Origin of the sequence: Janibacter sp. HTCC2649, from assembly GCF_000152705.1 — a bacterium.
Taxonomy (GTDB): Bacteria; Actinomycetota; Actinomycetes; order Actinomycetales; family Dermatophilaceae; genus Knoellia.
Genome location: NZ_CH672413.1, coordinates 2,583,339 through 2,598,247, shown reverse-complemented (window position 1 = coordinate 2,598,247; position 14,909 = coordinate 2,583,339). Strand labels below are relative to the sequence as shown.

The 14,909-nt window shown below is 70.8% G+C and carries 10 protein-coding genes; 7 read left to right on the top strand and 3 right to left on the bottom strand.

Translation table 11 applies throughout. The features are described from left to right. The first annotated feature begins 2 nt into the window (after nucleotides 1-2). The 5 genes from JNB_RS12455 to JNB_RS12440 all read left to right on the top strand — a co-directional run bounded on the left by JNB_RS12455 (nucleotide 3) and on the right by JNB_RS12440 (nucleotide 9,629). Nucleotides 3-3,962 (top strand): hypothetical protein, encoded by a 3,960-nt coding sequence (locus JNB_RS12455; protein ID WP_148232408.1) that lies wholly within the window; start codon nucleotides 3-5, stop codon nucleotides 3,960-3,962. After that, entirely contained in the window at nucleotides 3,959-7,789 is a 3,831-nt protein-coding gene (locus JNB_RS12450; RefSeq protein WP_009776839.1) for a hypothetical protein, read from the top strand. Before JNB_RS12455 ends, JNB_RS12450 begins: the two co-directional genes overlap by 4 nt. A 106-nt stretch (nucleotides 7,790-7,895) precedes the next feature. Beyond that, entirely contained in the window at nucleotides 7,896-8,027 is a 132-nt protein-coding gene (locus JNB_RS22165) for a hypothetical protein (RefSeq protein ID WP_009776838.1), read from the top strand. Next, a complete protein-coding gene (locus JNB_RS12445; protein WP_009776837.1) occupies nucleotides 8,024-8,386 on the top strand; it encodes a hypothetical protein in 363 nt (120 codons plus the stop codon). Before JNB_RS22165 ends, JNB_RS12445 begins: the two co-directional genes overlap by 4 nt. Further along, on the top strand, nucleotides 8,379-9,629 hold the full coding sequence (locus JNB_RS12440) for a hypothetical protein (RefSeq protein ID WP_009776836.1): 1,251 nt from the start codon (nucleotides 8,379-8,381) through the stop codon (nucleotides 9,627-9,629). Before JNB_RS12445 ends, JNB_RS12440 begins: the two co-directional genes overlap by 8 nt. 12 nt (nucleotides 9,630-9,641) lie before the next feature. Here JNB_RS12440 and JNB_RS12435 read toward each other — a convergent pair whose 3' ends face one another. The 3 genes from JNB_RS12435 to JNB_RS12425 all read right to left on the bottom strand — a co-directional run bounded on the left by JNB_RS12435 (nucleotide 9,642) and on the right by JNB_RS12425 (nucleotide 11,698). Continuing rightward, nucleotides 9,642-10,616, bottom strand: a complete 975-nt coding sequence (locus JNB_RS12435; RefSeq protein ID WP_148232407.1) for a triacylglycerol lipase — start codon at nucleotides 10,614-10,616, stop codon at nucleotides 9,642-9,644. A 132-nt stretch (nucleotides 10,617-10,748) separates the two neighbouring features. Continuing rightward, complete coding sequence (locus tag JNB_RS12430) at nucleotides 10,749-11,396, bottom strand: hypothetical protein (RefSeq protein WP_009776834.1); 648 nt, start codon at nucleotides 11,394-11,396, stop codon at nucleotides 10,749-10,751. Continuing rightward, nucleotides 11,393-11,698, bottom strand: a complete 306-nt coding sequence (locus JNB_RS12425; protein ID WP_009776833.1) for a hypothetical protein — start codon at nucleotides 11,696-11,698, stop codon at nucleotides 11,393-11,395. The genes JNB_RS12430 and JNB_RS12425 overlap by 4 nt, the downstream gene beginning before the upstream one ends. Nucleotides 11,699-12,175: 477 nt before the next feature. On the opposite strand from JNB_RS12425, the gene JNB_RS12420 reads away from it, so the two are divergent. After that, nucleotides 12,176-12,658, top strand: coding sequence for a Fur family transcriptional regulator (locus tag JNB_RS12420; protein ID WP_009776832.1), 483 nt, complete (start codon nucleotides 12,176-12,178; stop codon nucleotides 12,656-12,658). Then, entirely contained in the window at nucleotides 12,655-14,874 is a 2,220-nt protein-coding gene (gene katG / locus JNB_RS12415) for a catalase/peroxidase HPI (RefSeq protein WP_009776831.1), read from the top strand. The genes JNB_RS12420 and katG overlap by 4 nt, the downstream gene beginning before the upstream one ends. Nucleotides 14,875-14,909: the final 35 nt, after the last annotated feature.

The following is a 14,909-nucleotide window of genomic DNA, read 5'->3' as shown; positions in this document are numbered from 1 at the left end:
CGATGAGCGACATCCCCTTCAAGGTCTCGGGCACCGTCCTCAAGGACCTCGCCTACAGCCAACGCTGGGCCGCACTGGCCGCCGCCGAGGTCGACCTCGCGACGTTCGAGACCTGGGACAAGCACCTCCCGCGCGACCGCCGCATCCTCGTCCCCGTCGACGTCCAGGCCTTCGTGGCACCGACCGGCGGCAGTGACCCGGTCGTCGCGGTGGCCGGGCGGACCGGTGACGTCGCGCCCTTCGATCCCGGCACTCCGCTCGCGGCCGGGGTCCACCTGCACTGGGCCATGCCGGATGCGCTCCTCCGCGGGGCGACCGAGGCCACGACGGGCGACCTCAAGCTCCCCGCCCTCCCCGACCGCTGGGTCGTCATCCGCCACCTCTACCCCGTCGGCTCGCGCTCGATCCACGTCACCGGCTGGGTCATCGACGCGATCACGGGAGTCGTCACCTCACTGCTCGACTACTCCGGCGCGGCCACCTCCGCGCCCGAGGCGGAGACCTTCGTGCCGCTCGACGGGTTCCGTGGTGGGTCACCCCTCTGGACAGCGGCGTATGCCGCGTCTCGCAACCGTTTTGCCCTCCACGACCCGCTGACCGACCTTGCCGGCCTGGCGCCTGCGGCGCCGCAGGGCTGGGACGGGGGCAGGGCGGCATACACGGTGGCGGGGTGGTGGAGCGGAAGCTCCGGCGACCCGCTCGCGGCGGCCACGGGGCCCACCGATCTCAAGCGGATCATGGGCGAGCTCGGCTGGGCGCTCGGTCTCGAGGGCGAGGACTCCTGGGACGAGCCGCCGGACCCGCGGGTCAACACGCTCGTCCGCAGGATGGGTCTGACGTCGGCGGGTGGGTCGACGCCGATGACCATGGTGCGGAAGTACGGCACCACGACCGTGCAGGAGGAGGACCTCGCGCCCACGGCCGGGCTCCCGGTGCGCGCCACGGAGCGGACGTTCATCGGCATCGCCCCCACGCGCTATCACGCCCTGTGCCACGGAAGCGTCCTCGGCGTCCCCATCGACGGCACCGCCGATGGCCTCGACGAGCGGCCGGCCTCGGAGGACCTGGGTGCCTCGGCCGGGCTCGACCTCGACGACGTCGCGGCCGCGTTCGCCGCACCGGGACTCGCCGCCGGGCTCGGTCTCACCCCGGAGCAGCGGCAGTTCTCCGAGCGGCTCGTCGCCGCCTTCACCGGAGGAACCCTCGCCGAGCTCGGAGCCCAGGACGGGCTCGCCGACCTCGAGGAACGCGAGCACGCCGACGGCTTCTGGTCGCTCTCCGGACCTCCGGTCGAGGGCAGCCACGAAGACGTCGTGCGCGCCGAGGACTCGTCACCCTTTGGCCCGACCCGCGTGGGCCGCAAGGGACGCGGGGCGATGGCCGGCTCCGACTATGAGGACGTCAAGGTCGAGTTCACCCAGGGGGTGCGGATCTTCGCGGCGGAGCGCACGACCAAGGCCCGCGCCGACGGAGCGTTCGCGGAGCGCCTCGTCACCGTCGATGCGATGAAGAACCAGCGCAAGACCCGCTTCGGCACCCCACGACCGTCGCCGTCCGCGAGCGCACCACCCGCGGGGCCGACCGCGCGCACCGTGCCCAAGGCGCCGCCGCGTCGCTACCGCCCGGCACCGCTCATGGTCGCCATCTCCGGGGTCAAGCCGAACCAGCGCCACCACGGCGACGGCCTCCACGACGGCGGGTTGCTCCGTTGCCGCTACCCCGGTGAAGTGGTGTCGGCGAGCGAGGGCGTCGTCGAGGGCGCGATCGTCGTCCCGACCCTCGGCAACGGCGCCATCCCTCCCGAGGTGACGCGGATCGTGCGCGAGGCAACGCTCCTCGACGGCTACCACCACGGTTGGCTCGCGGCGGCCGGCGCGACGAACCGCAAGGAGCTCGGCCCGGTCCACGTCCGCCTCGTCGCCGAGCTGGCCCGCATCCATGGCGCGGACGCGGCCTATGACGGCACCGGAATCGGCGCGCTCACCGAGATCGCCCACCGGGCCGACTCCGGGGTCCGGCGGGCCGCCGACGACGAGGGCAGGGTGAACTGGGTCCGTGCGGCCCAGCGCCGCAGCCCAGCGGCAGTCGACAGCGCCGCCGAGCTCGCGGCATACAGCGTCCTTCACGGAACGCCACCGAGCCCGGTCGCGATCACGAACTGGCGGCAGCCCTGGGTCCCGCTCTTCCTCGAGTGGCGGGTGCGCCTCGACGGTGACGCGTCGCTCGACGGGTGGGAGCTGGGCTCGACCGATCTCGCTGGCGCACAGGCCTCCTCACCGATCACCCGTGCGTATGCCGGTCGCTCACCTCTGCATCGCGGCGTCGGGGATGCGCTTTCCGAGGGCATTCGCGAGTGGCTCGATGCGGAGAACCGACGGGACGAGGCCGATCCGTCGAGCTCCCAGCTCGAGGACGCCGACGAAGTCGCGCTGGGCGATCTCGCGAACCTCCTCGACCCGCTCGACCTCGCGTCCGCGTCGCTCGACGGACTGCGGGAGCAACTGCTCGGGATCCGCTACGAGGGGATCGTCGTACGCGACGAGGGCACCAAGAAGCCGGTGGCCGACCAGGTGCCCGTGCCGATCTTCGGTGGCACGGCGACGATCGTGGAGCTGCGGCTCGTCGACGCGTTCGGTCGCACCCTCAAGGTGCCGGTGGATGACGTGCTGACGACGACGCAGCTCGACACCGGGACGCCCGGTGAGCTGCGCCTCACCCCGCGCATCCAGAACGCTGCCCGCTGGCTCTTCCGGCTCGTCGACCCGGCGCACCCGCTCGAGGCGGACCCGGCGACGGCGCTCGAGGCGTGGGTCGACCAGGTGCATGCCGACGTGGCAATCAACCCGGTGTGCGGCTACCTGCTGCCCGACCACATGGACGAGTCGCTCGAGGTCTTCGACCGCAACGGCGACCCGATCGGCGAGCTGACCCACGACTCGGTGAGTGATGCCGTGACGTGGGAACCCGCGCCCGGTCGGCCGATCCCTCCCGATGCCGGGCCGCTCACGGCGCTGCCGACCCACGCCCAACACATTGGTCTGTTTGCGGATGGCGTCGTGCGGGCGGACATCGCCGGCCGTCACGCCGCCGAAGCACCGGGCGAGTCCAGCGCCCTCACCGCGTTGCTGCGGGCCGTCGACTCGACGCTGTGGACGGTCGATGCGTTCTCCGCGCTCGGCACCCCGACGATCGCCGGGCTCGTCGGTCGGCCCATCGCCGTCGTCCGCGCCACCCTGCGACTCGACGCCCCTGACGACGTCGACGAGGTGACGGTCACCGCGGGAGGAGGCGGAGGTGACGCGGTCGCGGCGCGCCACGCGGCATACGCCGAATTGTCCAAGTACCGGTTCCCGGTCCGGATCGGTGAGCTCGGGCGCAGTGATGATGCGGTGCTCGGCTTCTTCGTCGATGACGACTACACGCACTTCCACGTCGTCGACAAGGTCGTGGCCGGCGTGGCGCTCGACAGCGGTCGGCACCGCGGCCAGCTCGGGCTTCTCGGCGACAACGGAGTGCCGGCGGTGCGGCCTCTCGAGCACCCCTATCTCGAGCTCGAGGACACCGTCGAGGTCCGTGTCGGCGAGACCCGACGGCTCACGATCCTCATGCTCCCCGGTGGCAAGGTGCACCTCACGTCGGGGATCCTGCCGCGCAAGTCGCTGGCGCTGGCCGACGAGTGGGTGAGCCCCGGGCTGCGGCGGCTCGTGCCGTCACTGCGGACCGGGCCCGTGCTCGTCGACCCGGCCCAGATCCGGCTGCCCAAGGTGGCGTCGTTCGGGCCGGACCAGCAGTTCACCCGGCGGACGGGGCCGCTGACGTGGCGCGATGACCCGATCATCGCGGCGTCGACGTCGGCCTACCTCCCGCCGATGCCGCACGAGGCGCAGGAGGGCTGGATCCGGGTGACGCCCAAGCCCGTGCCCGGTGCTCCGGGGTCCGCGCCTGCGGGAGGTGCGCCATGACCGACAACGACACCGGCCCAGCTGCCGACGCCGCCGCCGACGCTCCGGTCGCCGAGGCCCCGGAGGCCACGCGCGCTGCCGCCAAGGCCATCAAGCGGGGCAACGCCCGTCGACGTCAGGCGTGGCGCGAGACCATGCGCGGCCAACCCGACCGGGCCGCGCTCGCCGACGCCCTCGAGCGGTTGGAGTCCGCCCAGGCCGCTCCCCGACGCGGCGGACGGCGAGGGCCCGACCCCCTCGCCGCACCGTCGAACACCGCCGCTGGCCGGTGGGTGCCCATCGGGCCCTCGGTCGTGCGCTTCGGTCAGGCGACGAGCAGGCCGCGCGTCACCGGCCGCATCAACGACCTCGCCGTGTCGACCAACGGACTGCGTGCCTATGCCGCGTCCGGCAACGGTGGCCTCTGGTACACCGAGGACGCCGGCTCGACCTGGGCTCCCGTCGGCGGGTGGGTCATGCGGAGTCGCACCGCCGGGGGCCGCACCAATGCCTTGACCATCGGCTGTGTCGAGGTGGTCTTCGGCGTGGACGCGGCGCACGACCTCGTGATCGTCGGCACCGGTGAGGTGTCGGCCAGTCCGTCGCACTCGGGTGCCGCGCAGGGCGGGATCGGGGTGCTGTCGGCGGTCGGACCCGTGACCCTGGCCGCCACGCACGACGACCCGTGGGAACCGGACGTCAACGCTCTGGCGACCTTCGAGGGGGCGCGCATCTATCGGATCGTCCATGACCCCGCGACGGACGCGGGTGCGACGTCCGGGCCGCGGACCCACCGGATCATCGCGGCCACCTCGGCCGGACTCTTCGTCGGCGTGCGCCAGGCCGTCCCGGCGGCTGGCGGCTTCCCGGCCCGCGGCACCTATCAGTGGACGCCGTGCGCGCTGGCCTGGACGGTTCCGCCCGCCCCGGCCGGCTGGCCCGCCGCCCCGGTCTGGACCGATGCTCTCTGGCTCCCCGGGGGCCGGCTCGTCCTGGCAGTTGACGGCTTCGGTCTGGTCACGAGCGACAACGCCGCGGCCACCGTGGCGCCGGTGCCGAGCCTGGGCCCGGCCACCGTCTTCGTCGATGACCGGATCTCGCTCGCTCGCGCCGCTGGCAACCGGATCTACGCGCTCTTCGCCTCCGCTGGGCCGGCGAACATCCTCCAGATCGCGGACGCCACCCTGAATCCACCCGTCGCGGTCGCTCTCAACAACGTGCTGGACTGCTTCGTCACGGGCCAGAGCAACTACGACCAGTGCATCGTCGTGGACCGGGCGCCGGTGCCGGCCGCGCAGGACCTCGATGGCACCGCCGACAGCACCGTCGACCGCCTCTACTACGGAGGCAGTGCCTTCTCGCCCACCGGAGTGGGCGGCTGGGTCGCGTCCCTGTGGGCGGTCGATGTCCAGGCCGCTCAGACCGTCGTGGCCGCGCCGGGTATCTCGCGCATCGGCGCACCTCCCGCCGGCGACGGCGCCACCGACGCCGGACTCATCGGCAACACGGTCCACTCGGACGTGCACGTCATCCGCCTCGTCGGCGCCCCCGGTGCCCGCACGGTCTGGGTGGGGTGCGACGGCGGCGTCTTCGTGTCGACCGCGGGTGGCCGGGCGCACTCCTTCGCGGCCCGGGCCAATGGTCTGGCCACCCTCGAGGCCGGCTTCCTCGCGAGCCACCCGGTGTCGGGTCAGTTCATGGCAATTGGCGTGCAGGACAACGGGATCCTCGTGCGCACGGGCGACACGGTGTGGGACCAGGTGTTCTCCGCAGACGGTGGTGGGGTGGCGTTCCACCCGACCCAGCCCCACGTGCTCGTCGCCCAGGAGGTGCAGGGCGCGTGGCAGGGCAACCATGCATCGTTCATCGACCCGCTCCAGCGGCAGCCGCTCCAGCCGAACTGGGCGACGATCACCCTCGACCGCGAGAACAACCTGTCGTCGTTCTACTCCGGTGCCTCCGCCGTGGCCAACGGTGCCGGGGGCCGCATCGCCCTCGGGACGAACCGCGTCTGGATCACCGACGACCTTGGCGGAGTCGCCCCGTGCACCTGGCGGGTCCTGCCCGTCCACACCTCGGCGACCGGCGCCTCCGCGGGTGATCGTCGCACCGCGGCCGGAGCCGACATCAACCTCGCCGCAACGACCAGGGGTGTGCCGCGCGGTGGCACCCCGGTGACGAACTACCTTCGCGTTCACACCGTCCGCTGGGTCTCGGCCACCGAGCTGCTCGCCGCCTTTGACAACGGCATCGTCCGCTACCGGCAGCTGCCCTCCGGCAACTGGGTGGACGAGCGCTGGTCGCTGCGCGCGAGCTCGGTGCTCATCCCGCGCACCCACGTCATCTCCGACGTGGCGCCCGTCCCCGGAACCCACGACTTCTATGTCACGACTCTCGGCACGCTGGGCAACGACAGCGAGACGGTCTGGTGGTACTCCTCCGCCGACGACCGGTTCCGCGCCACCGGTCTGCGGCGTGCGCTGCCCGGCCCCCTGGGCGTCCTCGGCCCCCTCGACCCGGCGTATGCCGCCGTCGTCGACCCGGGCCACCCGGACCAGGTCTACGTCGGGACCGCGACCGGTGTCTGGCACGGCACTCGCCATGACGACGCCGGCCTGCACGACTGGGTCCTGTTCGACAACGGCCTGCCGCAGACGAGCGTCCAGGACCTCGGGATCTGGGTCGACCCCACGGTCCCGCCCCTGCCGGCCGCGCCCCCGCCGATGGCCACCCGACGACGGATCCTGCGGGCCGCGGTGCAGTCACGCGGGGTGTGGGAGGTGGACCTCCTCGACGACGCCCGGCGCCGGACCTATGTGCGGGTCCACAACCACGACGACCGCCGCACCTTGCCGACCCCGATGACCGACCCGCGTCAGGCGCCCGTCGTCGCCCTGCCCGCGCACAGCAGTCCGGACATCGTCATCCGCCCGCGCGTACCCGTGGCGGCGCCTCCCGTCTGGCCCGGTGGTCCGATCAACGTCGGCAGCGTCCCCAACCCCTATCAGCTGTGGCAGTTCCAGACCGCCCTGCGCTGGCGACACCCCAACATCGTGCCGACCGGGCAGTGGACGGCGCCCCTGGGCGAGATCGTCGCGATCGAACGCAACCGTCTCGGGCTCCCGGCAGGTCAGTTCATCGACCGAGTGCTGTGGGACCCGATCGTCGGAACCCGGCTCAATCCTGACCTCACCGTTGCTCCCGGTCCCGTCGGTTCCTTCGCGGTATGCCGTCCGCCCTGGTCCACGCCGACCGTCCCGACCCTGCCCGCGGGCGAGGTCGACCTCATGGAATGCGTTGTGCCGCCGGGCTTCTCGGGTGCGAACTGGTCGGTCTATTCGGAGCCGTCGACGGTCGACGTGCTGCTGCACCACCGGGACTCGCGGACGGTGGCGGCGGGTGATGCGTGGGCCGTTCTGCTGTGGCGCTTCGTGCCCACTCTCGCGGACGGGCTCACCGCACCCGTGGCTGGAGTGGTCGACCTGCACACGCGGGCCTGGACCTCGGCGGCGCAGGGCGGACCGACACCAGCCGGCTGGACGGTCGCTCGACTCCCCGACGGCTCGGCGCGGATCCCACTCACCGTGCCGCTCGACGCCCGGACCCCGCGGGCCATCTCGATCGACGTCGACCTCACGCCACCGGCGCTCCCGGCCGTGGCGCCGGTCGCCGTGGTGTTCCTCGCGCTCGTCGGCTCGTTCAACGACGACGTCGAGCCTCCCAACAACCCGATCCTCCCGATCGCCCCGTTGCCCATCACGGTCGACCAGCTCGTCCGGCAGTGGCCGTATGCCGCGTGCCGAGTCGTCGCCCTCGGCCCCCGCCCAACAGTCCCCGCCGTCCCCTAGAACACCGACTTCGTGCCCCGCACGGACACGATCTTCGGCCGAAGGCCTCCTATTCGTGTCCGTGCGGGGCACGAAGTCGACAATCCGCCCCATCGAAAGGACCGCCATGGAACCGTTCTTCGAGGAATACCCCGTCCTCCTCATCCCCATCGTGATCGTCATCGTCGAGGCCTGGAACGCCGTGAAGTCCCGTGTGAAGGCGTGGCGGGCGAGACCCGAAAAGGTCGCGCGTCCATGACCCGGCCGAAGGGGCGCACCACCGAGAGCACGCCGGGTGAGTCCGAGCTCGCCGGACGGCAGGAGCCGCGACGTCCGCGCCCGGCCAGTGCCTCCGACGCTCTCGCGGCACGAAGCAGGGGTGCGGGGGGCGGTGGCGACGCGGATGAGGAAGACGAGTTCGGTGGAGCCGCCACGGACGCACTCCTCGACGCCAAGGAGAAGGCCAAGGCCCGCCGGCGCAAGAAGCCCGGACCCACCCGCGAAGGTGGGCCGGCGGACGGAACGGGAGCGGGCGGCATACCCGATCTGTTGACGGAACCCACCGAGTCCACCGAACCGGTGGAACCCACCCGCGCGACCGACGGGCCGGGTGGCTGACATGGTGACGATCCGCTCCGACCTGCCGCTCGACGATGCGGCCACCGGCATCCAGACCGGGACCGTCGGCGAGCCGAGTGTGGCGGCATCGAGCAGTGGCTTCTTCGTGACGGGCAACTGGTTTGCGACGCACTCGGAGGACAGCGGTGCGAGCTGGCAGTTCCTCGATCCATTCACCGAGCTGCCCGCCGACAAGGGGCGATTCGGCTGCGACCAGGTGACCCTGAGGGTGGGGAGGCTGTGGGTGTGGCTGCTGCAGTACGAGCCGCCGGGGCCTGGGAAGGGCAACATCCAGCGGCTCGCGGTCTCGACGACTGGGCGGCCCGGGACCTGGCGGTGGTGGGACCTCGCACCGACCGACCTCGTGCCGTCGTGGGACAAGGTGTGGTTCGACTTCCCCGACCTCGGGCTCACCCGCAAGCACCTCTATCTGACGACCAACGTCTATGACCTGCAGGACCGGTGGGTGCGGGCGGTCGTCGTGCGCTGGCCGCGGTCGGGACTGACGAAGGCCGGTCCGCTCCCGCACGAGCACTGGACGACGACGACGGCCGGGTCGCTGCGGCCGGTGGCTGGCGCAGGAACGGCAGGTGCTGGCGACACGATGTGGTTCGGCTCGACCGACCTTGCGTCGTCGTCGCTGCGGGTCTTCGCCTGGCCCGACTCCTCGCCGTCGGTGACGCAGTGGTCGGTGAAGGTCTCGCCGTGGGACGACGGGAACTATGCGGCCACGGGTGGTGCTGCCGAGTGGCTGAGCCGCGCCGACGACCGGATCACCGGCGCGTTCCGGCTGGGGTCGCACCTGGGCTTCGCGTGGTCGTCCGGCCGGAGGGCAGGGCGACCGCACCCGTTCGTGCGGTGCGCGGTCATCGACGAGTCCACGCTCAAGGTCGTGGCCGAGCCCGACCTGTGGTCCGCGACCGGGCCGTGGGCCTATCCGGCGCTCGCACGCACGGTGTCGGGCAAGGTCGGGATGGCGGCCTACTTCGGTGGCGGGGGCAAGCCAGCCCTGGCCGTCGGGTCGCTGTCGGGCTTCCCGCCCAGGGCGGGGGTCGTGCCCGCGTGGGACATGGCGACGGTGGCGACGTCGAGCCACTCACCCCTGGACGGCAAGTGGGGCGACTACCTCACGATCCGGGCGCACCCGAGTCGGCGCACGTCGTGGGTTGCGGTGGGCTCGACGCTCCAGGGCGGGACCAACCGCCGCAACCTCGAGCCGCGGGTCGTTGTCTTCACCGCCTGACAGCCGGTGGAGTCAGAGGACCGGGGCATTCGGCAGGCAGGGCACATAGACGTTGCCCGTCGGGTCGAGCGCCTTCTTCACGAGGCCGACGAGGCGGTAGGAGTACAGCCCCGAGAGGTGGTCGCTCAGGTCGATCTCACACCCGTTCTGCAGAGTGATGTTGTTGACCGTTGCGCCGGGTCCGGCAGTGAGGAACGTCCGCTGGTAGGGCGTCGACACCTCGTCGTACCTGGACCCGATGATCGTGTAGGTCACGCCCGGCTGGGTGTCACCGCCGGCGTTGAGCTCGGTGAGGAACGGTGAGTCGATGAGCTGGTCGGCAGCGGCTGGGCCGAGGACCGGCGGGATGGTGGCCGGGGCCAGCTGGCCGGCGAGTGCGCCCAGACCCGAGAGCGTCGTGCCGTGGTTCGTGGCACCGAAGGTGATGAGGTTCTTCACCTTGTTGGCTGCCGGGTTCGCGGCGTTCGTGCCGCCATAGAACTTGAGGTAGGAACGGGCTGCGATCCCACCCTGCGACCAGCCGAACATGTCGACCTGGTCGGCGCCGGTGGAGTCGAGCACCTGGTCGACGAAGCTGCTGATCTCGCCGCCTGCGGGCTTGATGGTCTGCGTGGCGTAGAGACCCGGGAGCTGACCGAGGACGGAGACGTTCTCATCGCCGTAGTTGAGAGCGTAGACGCAGTAGCCGGCGCGCTTGAGGTGCGGCGCGATCATCGCGAACGAGTCGTAGCGGTTGGCCCACGTGCCGTGCACGAGGACGACGGGGCGCGGGTGCGCGGCCGACGGCTGGCAGGTCCAGTCGTTGGTGCCCGGCGGCAGGGCGGTGGGGGCGAGCGACGAATACAGCTTGGCCGGAAGGAAGCTGATCTGTTCCGGTCCCACCGGATCAGCGGCAACAGTGGCGGCGCTGGCCGACTGGGGAAGCAGTGCGACCGCGGCAGCGGCAGCGACAAGTGCGGGCATGACACGGGTGAGACGAAGAGGCATCGACAACTCCATTGTTGCGTGGCCGACCCGGCGTTGGGCCTGTCCTTGAGAGACTACGGCCGCGCCACCCCTTCGGCTACCGGTGAGTAATCAACACCACGATGTGACCCCGTCCGTCCTGACCGTGTGCCCTCAGCCTGCGACGGGCGTGAAGGTGAGGCCGGCCCCGAACTCGGAATCGTCGTCCAGCCACAGCCAGAGCTGCGTGGCTGCCTCATCAGCACCGGCCACCGTGGTGCCGACGTGCCCGGACTCGTTGGCGTGCTCGAGGAGGAACGAGCCGTCGGACTCGCGGTAGATCTGGGCAAACCGCTCACCGGTGTCGAGGACGAGGAACGGCTCGTCGCCACCGACGTCGTGGACCAGCGCGATGAGTCGTTCACGGGTCAGTGCGCCGAGGCGGGTGCCGTCGCCGCCGCGCACGCTGACGGGGAGACCCTGAGGGGGATGGTCGACGGAGTCGGAGCTGAGGTCCACGAGGACGAGGCCGTGGCGGGCAGTGAGTCGCAGGAGCGTGAGCAGGGCTTCGTCTGCGCTCGGGTAGGGCACCGGGACGAAGAGTGCCTGGGCGCTCGGGGCCAGCGGCCAGACCGAGATCCACTTCTCGTCGTCGGGAAGGTTCTCGACGAGGGCGGCGAGCTCCGCGTGGAAGGCGGCGATGCGCGGGTCGACCGTCTCGACCCCGGACTCGTCGTCGGTCAGCCGCGAGGCGGCGGCGAGGACCTCGTCGTCGCCACCGACTGCGACCTCCGGGACCAGGGCGACGAAGTCGTAGCTCACGACTCCTCGCTCGACTGCTCGAGCGCCGTTGCGACGATGCGTGTCCCCGACGCGAGGACGGTCACCGACCCGTGCGCCTTGACTGCTTCGTCCCAGCCAGCGGGCGCGATGTCACCGCCTTGCTCGGTGAGGCGGCGGAGCAGGAACCCCTCGTCGTCGGGACCGTCGACGACGAGCAGGGTCGCGCGGTTGAGGAAGGACCACCCCTCGGCGCTGGAGATCTCCACGTCGCTCAGGGTGATCGTGGGCTCTCCCTCGTTGAGGTTCAGGCTGACGCTGTCGGGCTCGACGAACTGGGGCATGTGGCGAAGATACCGAGACCCGAGCCCCGCCGCAGAGGTCGCGCGATGTTCGTCGAGGGCGCTGTCCACAGGCCCTTGGGGACAGGCTGGGGACACAGGCGAGAACCGGTGGACAACCGCCTCGTTTCGGTGCACAACTGGCCCCACCCTGTGGATGACGAAAATACTTGGAGAAGTTTTGCCAAAGCCCCTGTGGCACAACGCAATTGAGGCGTAGAAATGTCCTACGCACTCCCCCCGGGGAGAGCGGGACAGCTCGGAGAAGAAGGTCCACACAGCGGGTTCGCTCGCTGCGGGAGCCAGGTGACGTAGGCACCCGGGACCGGAGGCAAAGAGAAGTCGATCGGGATCGTCACATCGACCGATCACCCTGAAGGGCCCTTGGAACTCATACTTCCGAGGGCCCTTCGCCTGTCTCCCGGAAGGGAGGCAGGTCTTTTCTTGACAGGTTCAAGAAAAGGCGGAAGGGTTGGGCACGTGCCCACGGATGTCGAAGACCTGTTGCGAGGGGCGAACCTCCGGGTGACCCGTCCCCGCGTGGCCGTCCTCAACGCCCTGCACGACAGCCCGCACGCCGACACCGGAACGGTCATCGAGCAGGTGCGCACACGGCATACCTCGGTCTCTCACCAGGCGGTCTATGACTGCCTCAGCGCGCTGACCGACGCGGGGCTCGTGCGCCGCATCCAGCCGACCGGTTCCGTGGCGCGCTACGAGCTGCACGTGGGAGACAACCACCACCACGCCGTATGCCGTGTGTGCGGCTCGATCACCGACGTCGCCTGTGCGACCGGCGCGGCTCCCTGCCTGGATGCATCCGACGCCCCGACGGGCTTCGCCGTCGACGAGGCGGAGGTCGTCTATTGGGGCCTGTGCCAGACCTGCCAGAAGTCCACTGCGACAACCGAACTCACCACCAACCCGACCACCAAACCGAATGATGAGAAGGGACGCCGATGACCGTCAACGACAACAGGACCGACGACGCCGAAGTCAAGGAGATGAACGAGGACTCCCCCGCCTCCGAAGGAGCCGGCGGTTGCCCCGTCGTGCACGGAGCCACCTCGCAGCCCACCCAGGGTGACCCGAACCGCACCTGGTGGCCGGACCGTCTCAACCTCAAGATCCTCGCGAAGAACCAGCCGGTGACGAACCCGCTCGGTGAGGACTTCGACTACGCCGCAGCGTTCGAGACCTTGGACCTCGCTGCGGTCAAGAGCGACATCGCGGCCGTCCTCACGACCTCGCAGGACTGGTGGCCCGCCGACTTCGGTCACTACGGCCCGTTCATGGTCCGCATGGCATGGCACAGCGCCGGCACCTATCGCGTCGCGGACGGTCGTGGCGGCGGCGGCACCGGCCAGCAGCGCTTCGCCCCGCTCAGCTCCTGGCCCGACAACGGCAACCTCGACAAGGCCCGGCGTCTGCTGTGGCCGGTCAAGAAGAAGTACGGCCAGAGCCTGTCGTGGGCCGACCTCATGATCCTCACCGGCAACGTCGCGCTCGAGACCATGGGCTTCAAGACCTTTGGCTTCGCCGGCGGTCGCGTCGACGCGTGGGAGCCCGACAACGACGTCTACTGGGGCCCCGAGACCGAGTGGCTCGGCGACGAGCGCTACACCGGTGAGCGCGACCTCGAGAACCCGCTCGCCGCAGTCCAGATGGGCCTCATCTACGTCAACCCCGAAGGCCCCAACGCCAACCCGGACCCGGCCCTCTCGGCGATCGACATCCGCGAGACGTTCAAGCGGATGGCGATGAACGACGAGGAGACCGTGGCGCTCATCGCCGGCGGCCACACCTTCGGCAAGACGCACGGCGCCGGTGACCCGGAGGCCCACGTCGGACCCGAGCCGGAGGCCGGCCCCCTGGAGAACCAGGGCCTCGGCTGGCTGAGCACCTTCAACTCGGGCAAGGGCGCCGACGCCATCACCTCGGGGCTCGAGGTCACCTGGACCGCAACGCCGACGCAGTGGGGCAACGGCTTCTTCGACCACCTCTTCGGCTTCGAGTACGAGCTCCAGAAGAGCCCGGCCGGCGCCTCGCAGTGGGTCGCCAAGGACGCCGAGGCCACCGTCCCGGCACCGAACGAGGGCGGCGCCAAGCGTCTCCCGACGATGCTCACGACCGACCTCGCCCTCAAGGTCGACCCGGCCTACGAGGCGATCTCGCGCCGCTTCCACGAGAACCCGGCCGACTTCGCCGACGCGTTCGCTCGCGCTTGGTACAAGCTGACCCACCGCGACATGGGCCCGGTCGACCGCTACGTCGGCCCCGAGGTTCCGTCCGAGGAGCTCCTCTGGCAGGACCCGATCCCCGCCAACGAGCTCGGCACGTCCGCCGAGAACATCGCTGCCGCCAAGGCCGCGATCGCTGCCTCCGGGCTCACGGCCACGAAGCTGGTCAAGGCGGCCTGGGCCGCGGCTGGCTCGTTCCGCAGCAGCGACAAGCGCGGTGGCGCCAACGGTGGCCGCATCCGCCTCGAGCCGCAGCGCTCGTGGGAGGCCAACGACCCGTCCGAGCTCGCTCCGGTGCTGACCACGCTCGAGGAGATCGCTGGCGCGAACAACCTCTCGTTCGCTGACGCGGTCGTGCTCGGTGGCAACGTCGGTGTCGAGCAGGCCGCTCGCGCCGGTGGCGTCGAGGTCGAGGTTCCGTTCACCCCTGGCCGCGGCGACGCGACCCAGGAGCAGACCGACGTCGAGTCGTTCGCGTGGCTGGAGCCGAAGGCTGACGGGTTCCGCAACTACGACCGGAGCGACAACCGTCTGCCGGCCGAGTACCTCCTCATCGACCGCGCCAACCTCCTCGGCGTCTCCGCGCCCGAGCTGACCGCTCTCGTCGGTGGACTGCGCGTGCTCGGTGCCAACTCCGGTGGCTCGACCGCTGGTGTGCTCACCGACCGCGTCGGCACGCTGTCGAACGACTTCTTCGTCAACCTGCTCGACCTGGGGACGACGTGGACGTCGGCTGGCGACGACACCTACACGGGTCGCGGCGCCAATGGCCAGGAGTGGACGGGCACGCGCGCCGACCTGGTCTTCGGCTCGAACTCCGAGCTCAAGGCCGTCGCCGAGGTCTACGCCTCCGACGACGCCAGCGAGAAGTTCGTGCACGACTTCGTCGCTGCCTGGGCCAAGGTCATGGACGCCGACCGCTTCGACGTCAAGAAGTAGGAACCACCCCGCACCCACCCAGCTCAACCCCGACT

Coding starts and splice junctions, on each gene's coding strand:
- JNB_RS12435 (WP_148232407.1), bottom strand. CDS start 10,616: ATGCCTCTTCGTCTCACCCGTGTCATGCCCGCACTTGTCGCTGCCGCT.
- JNB_RS12450 (WP_009776839.1), top strand. CDS start 3,959: ATGACCGACAACGACACCGGCCCAGCTGCCGACGCCGCCGCCGACGCT.
- JNB_RS12425 (WP_009776833.1), bottom strand. CDS start 11,698: ATGCCCCAGTTCGTCGAGCCCGACAGCGTCAGCCTGAACCTCAACGAG.
- katG (WP_009776831.1), top strand. CDS start 12,655: ATGACCGTCAACGACAACAGGACCGACGACGCCGAAGTCAAGGAGATG.
- JNB_RS22165 (WP_009776838.1), top strand. CDS start 7,896: ATGGAACCGTTCTTCGAGGAATACCCCGTCCTCCTCATCCCCATCGTG.
- JNB_RS12455 (WP_148232408.1), top strand. CDS start 3: ATGAGCGACATCCCCTTCAAGGTCTCGGGCACCGTCCTCAAGGACCTC.
- JNB_RS12445 (WP_009776837.1), top strand. CDS start 8,024: ATGACCCGGCCGAAGGGGCGCACCACCGAGAGCACGCCGGGTGAGTCC.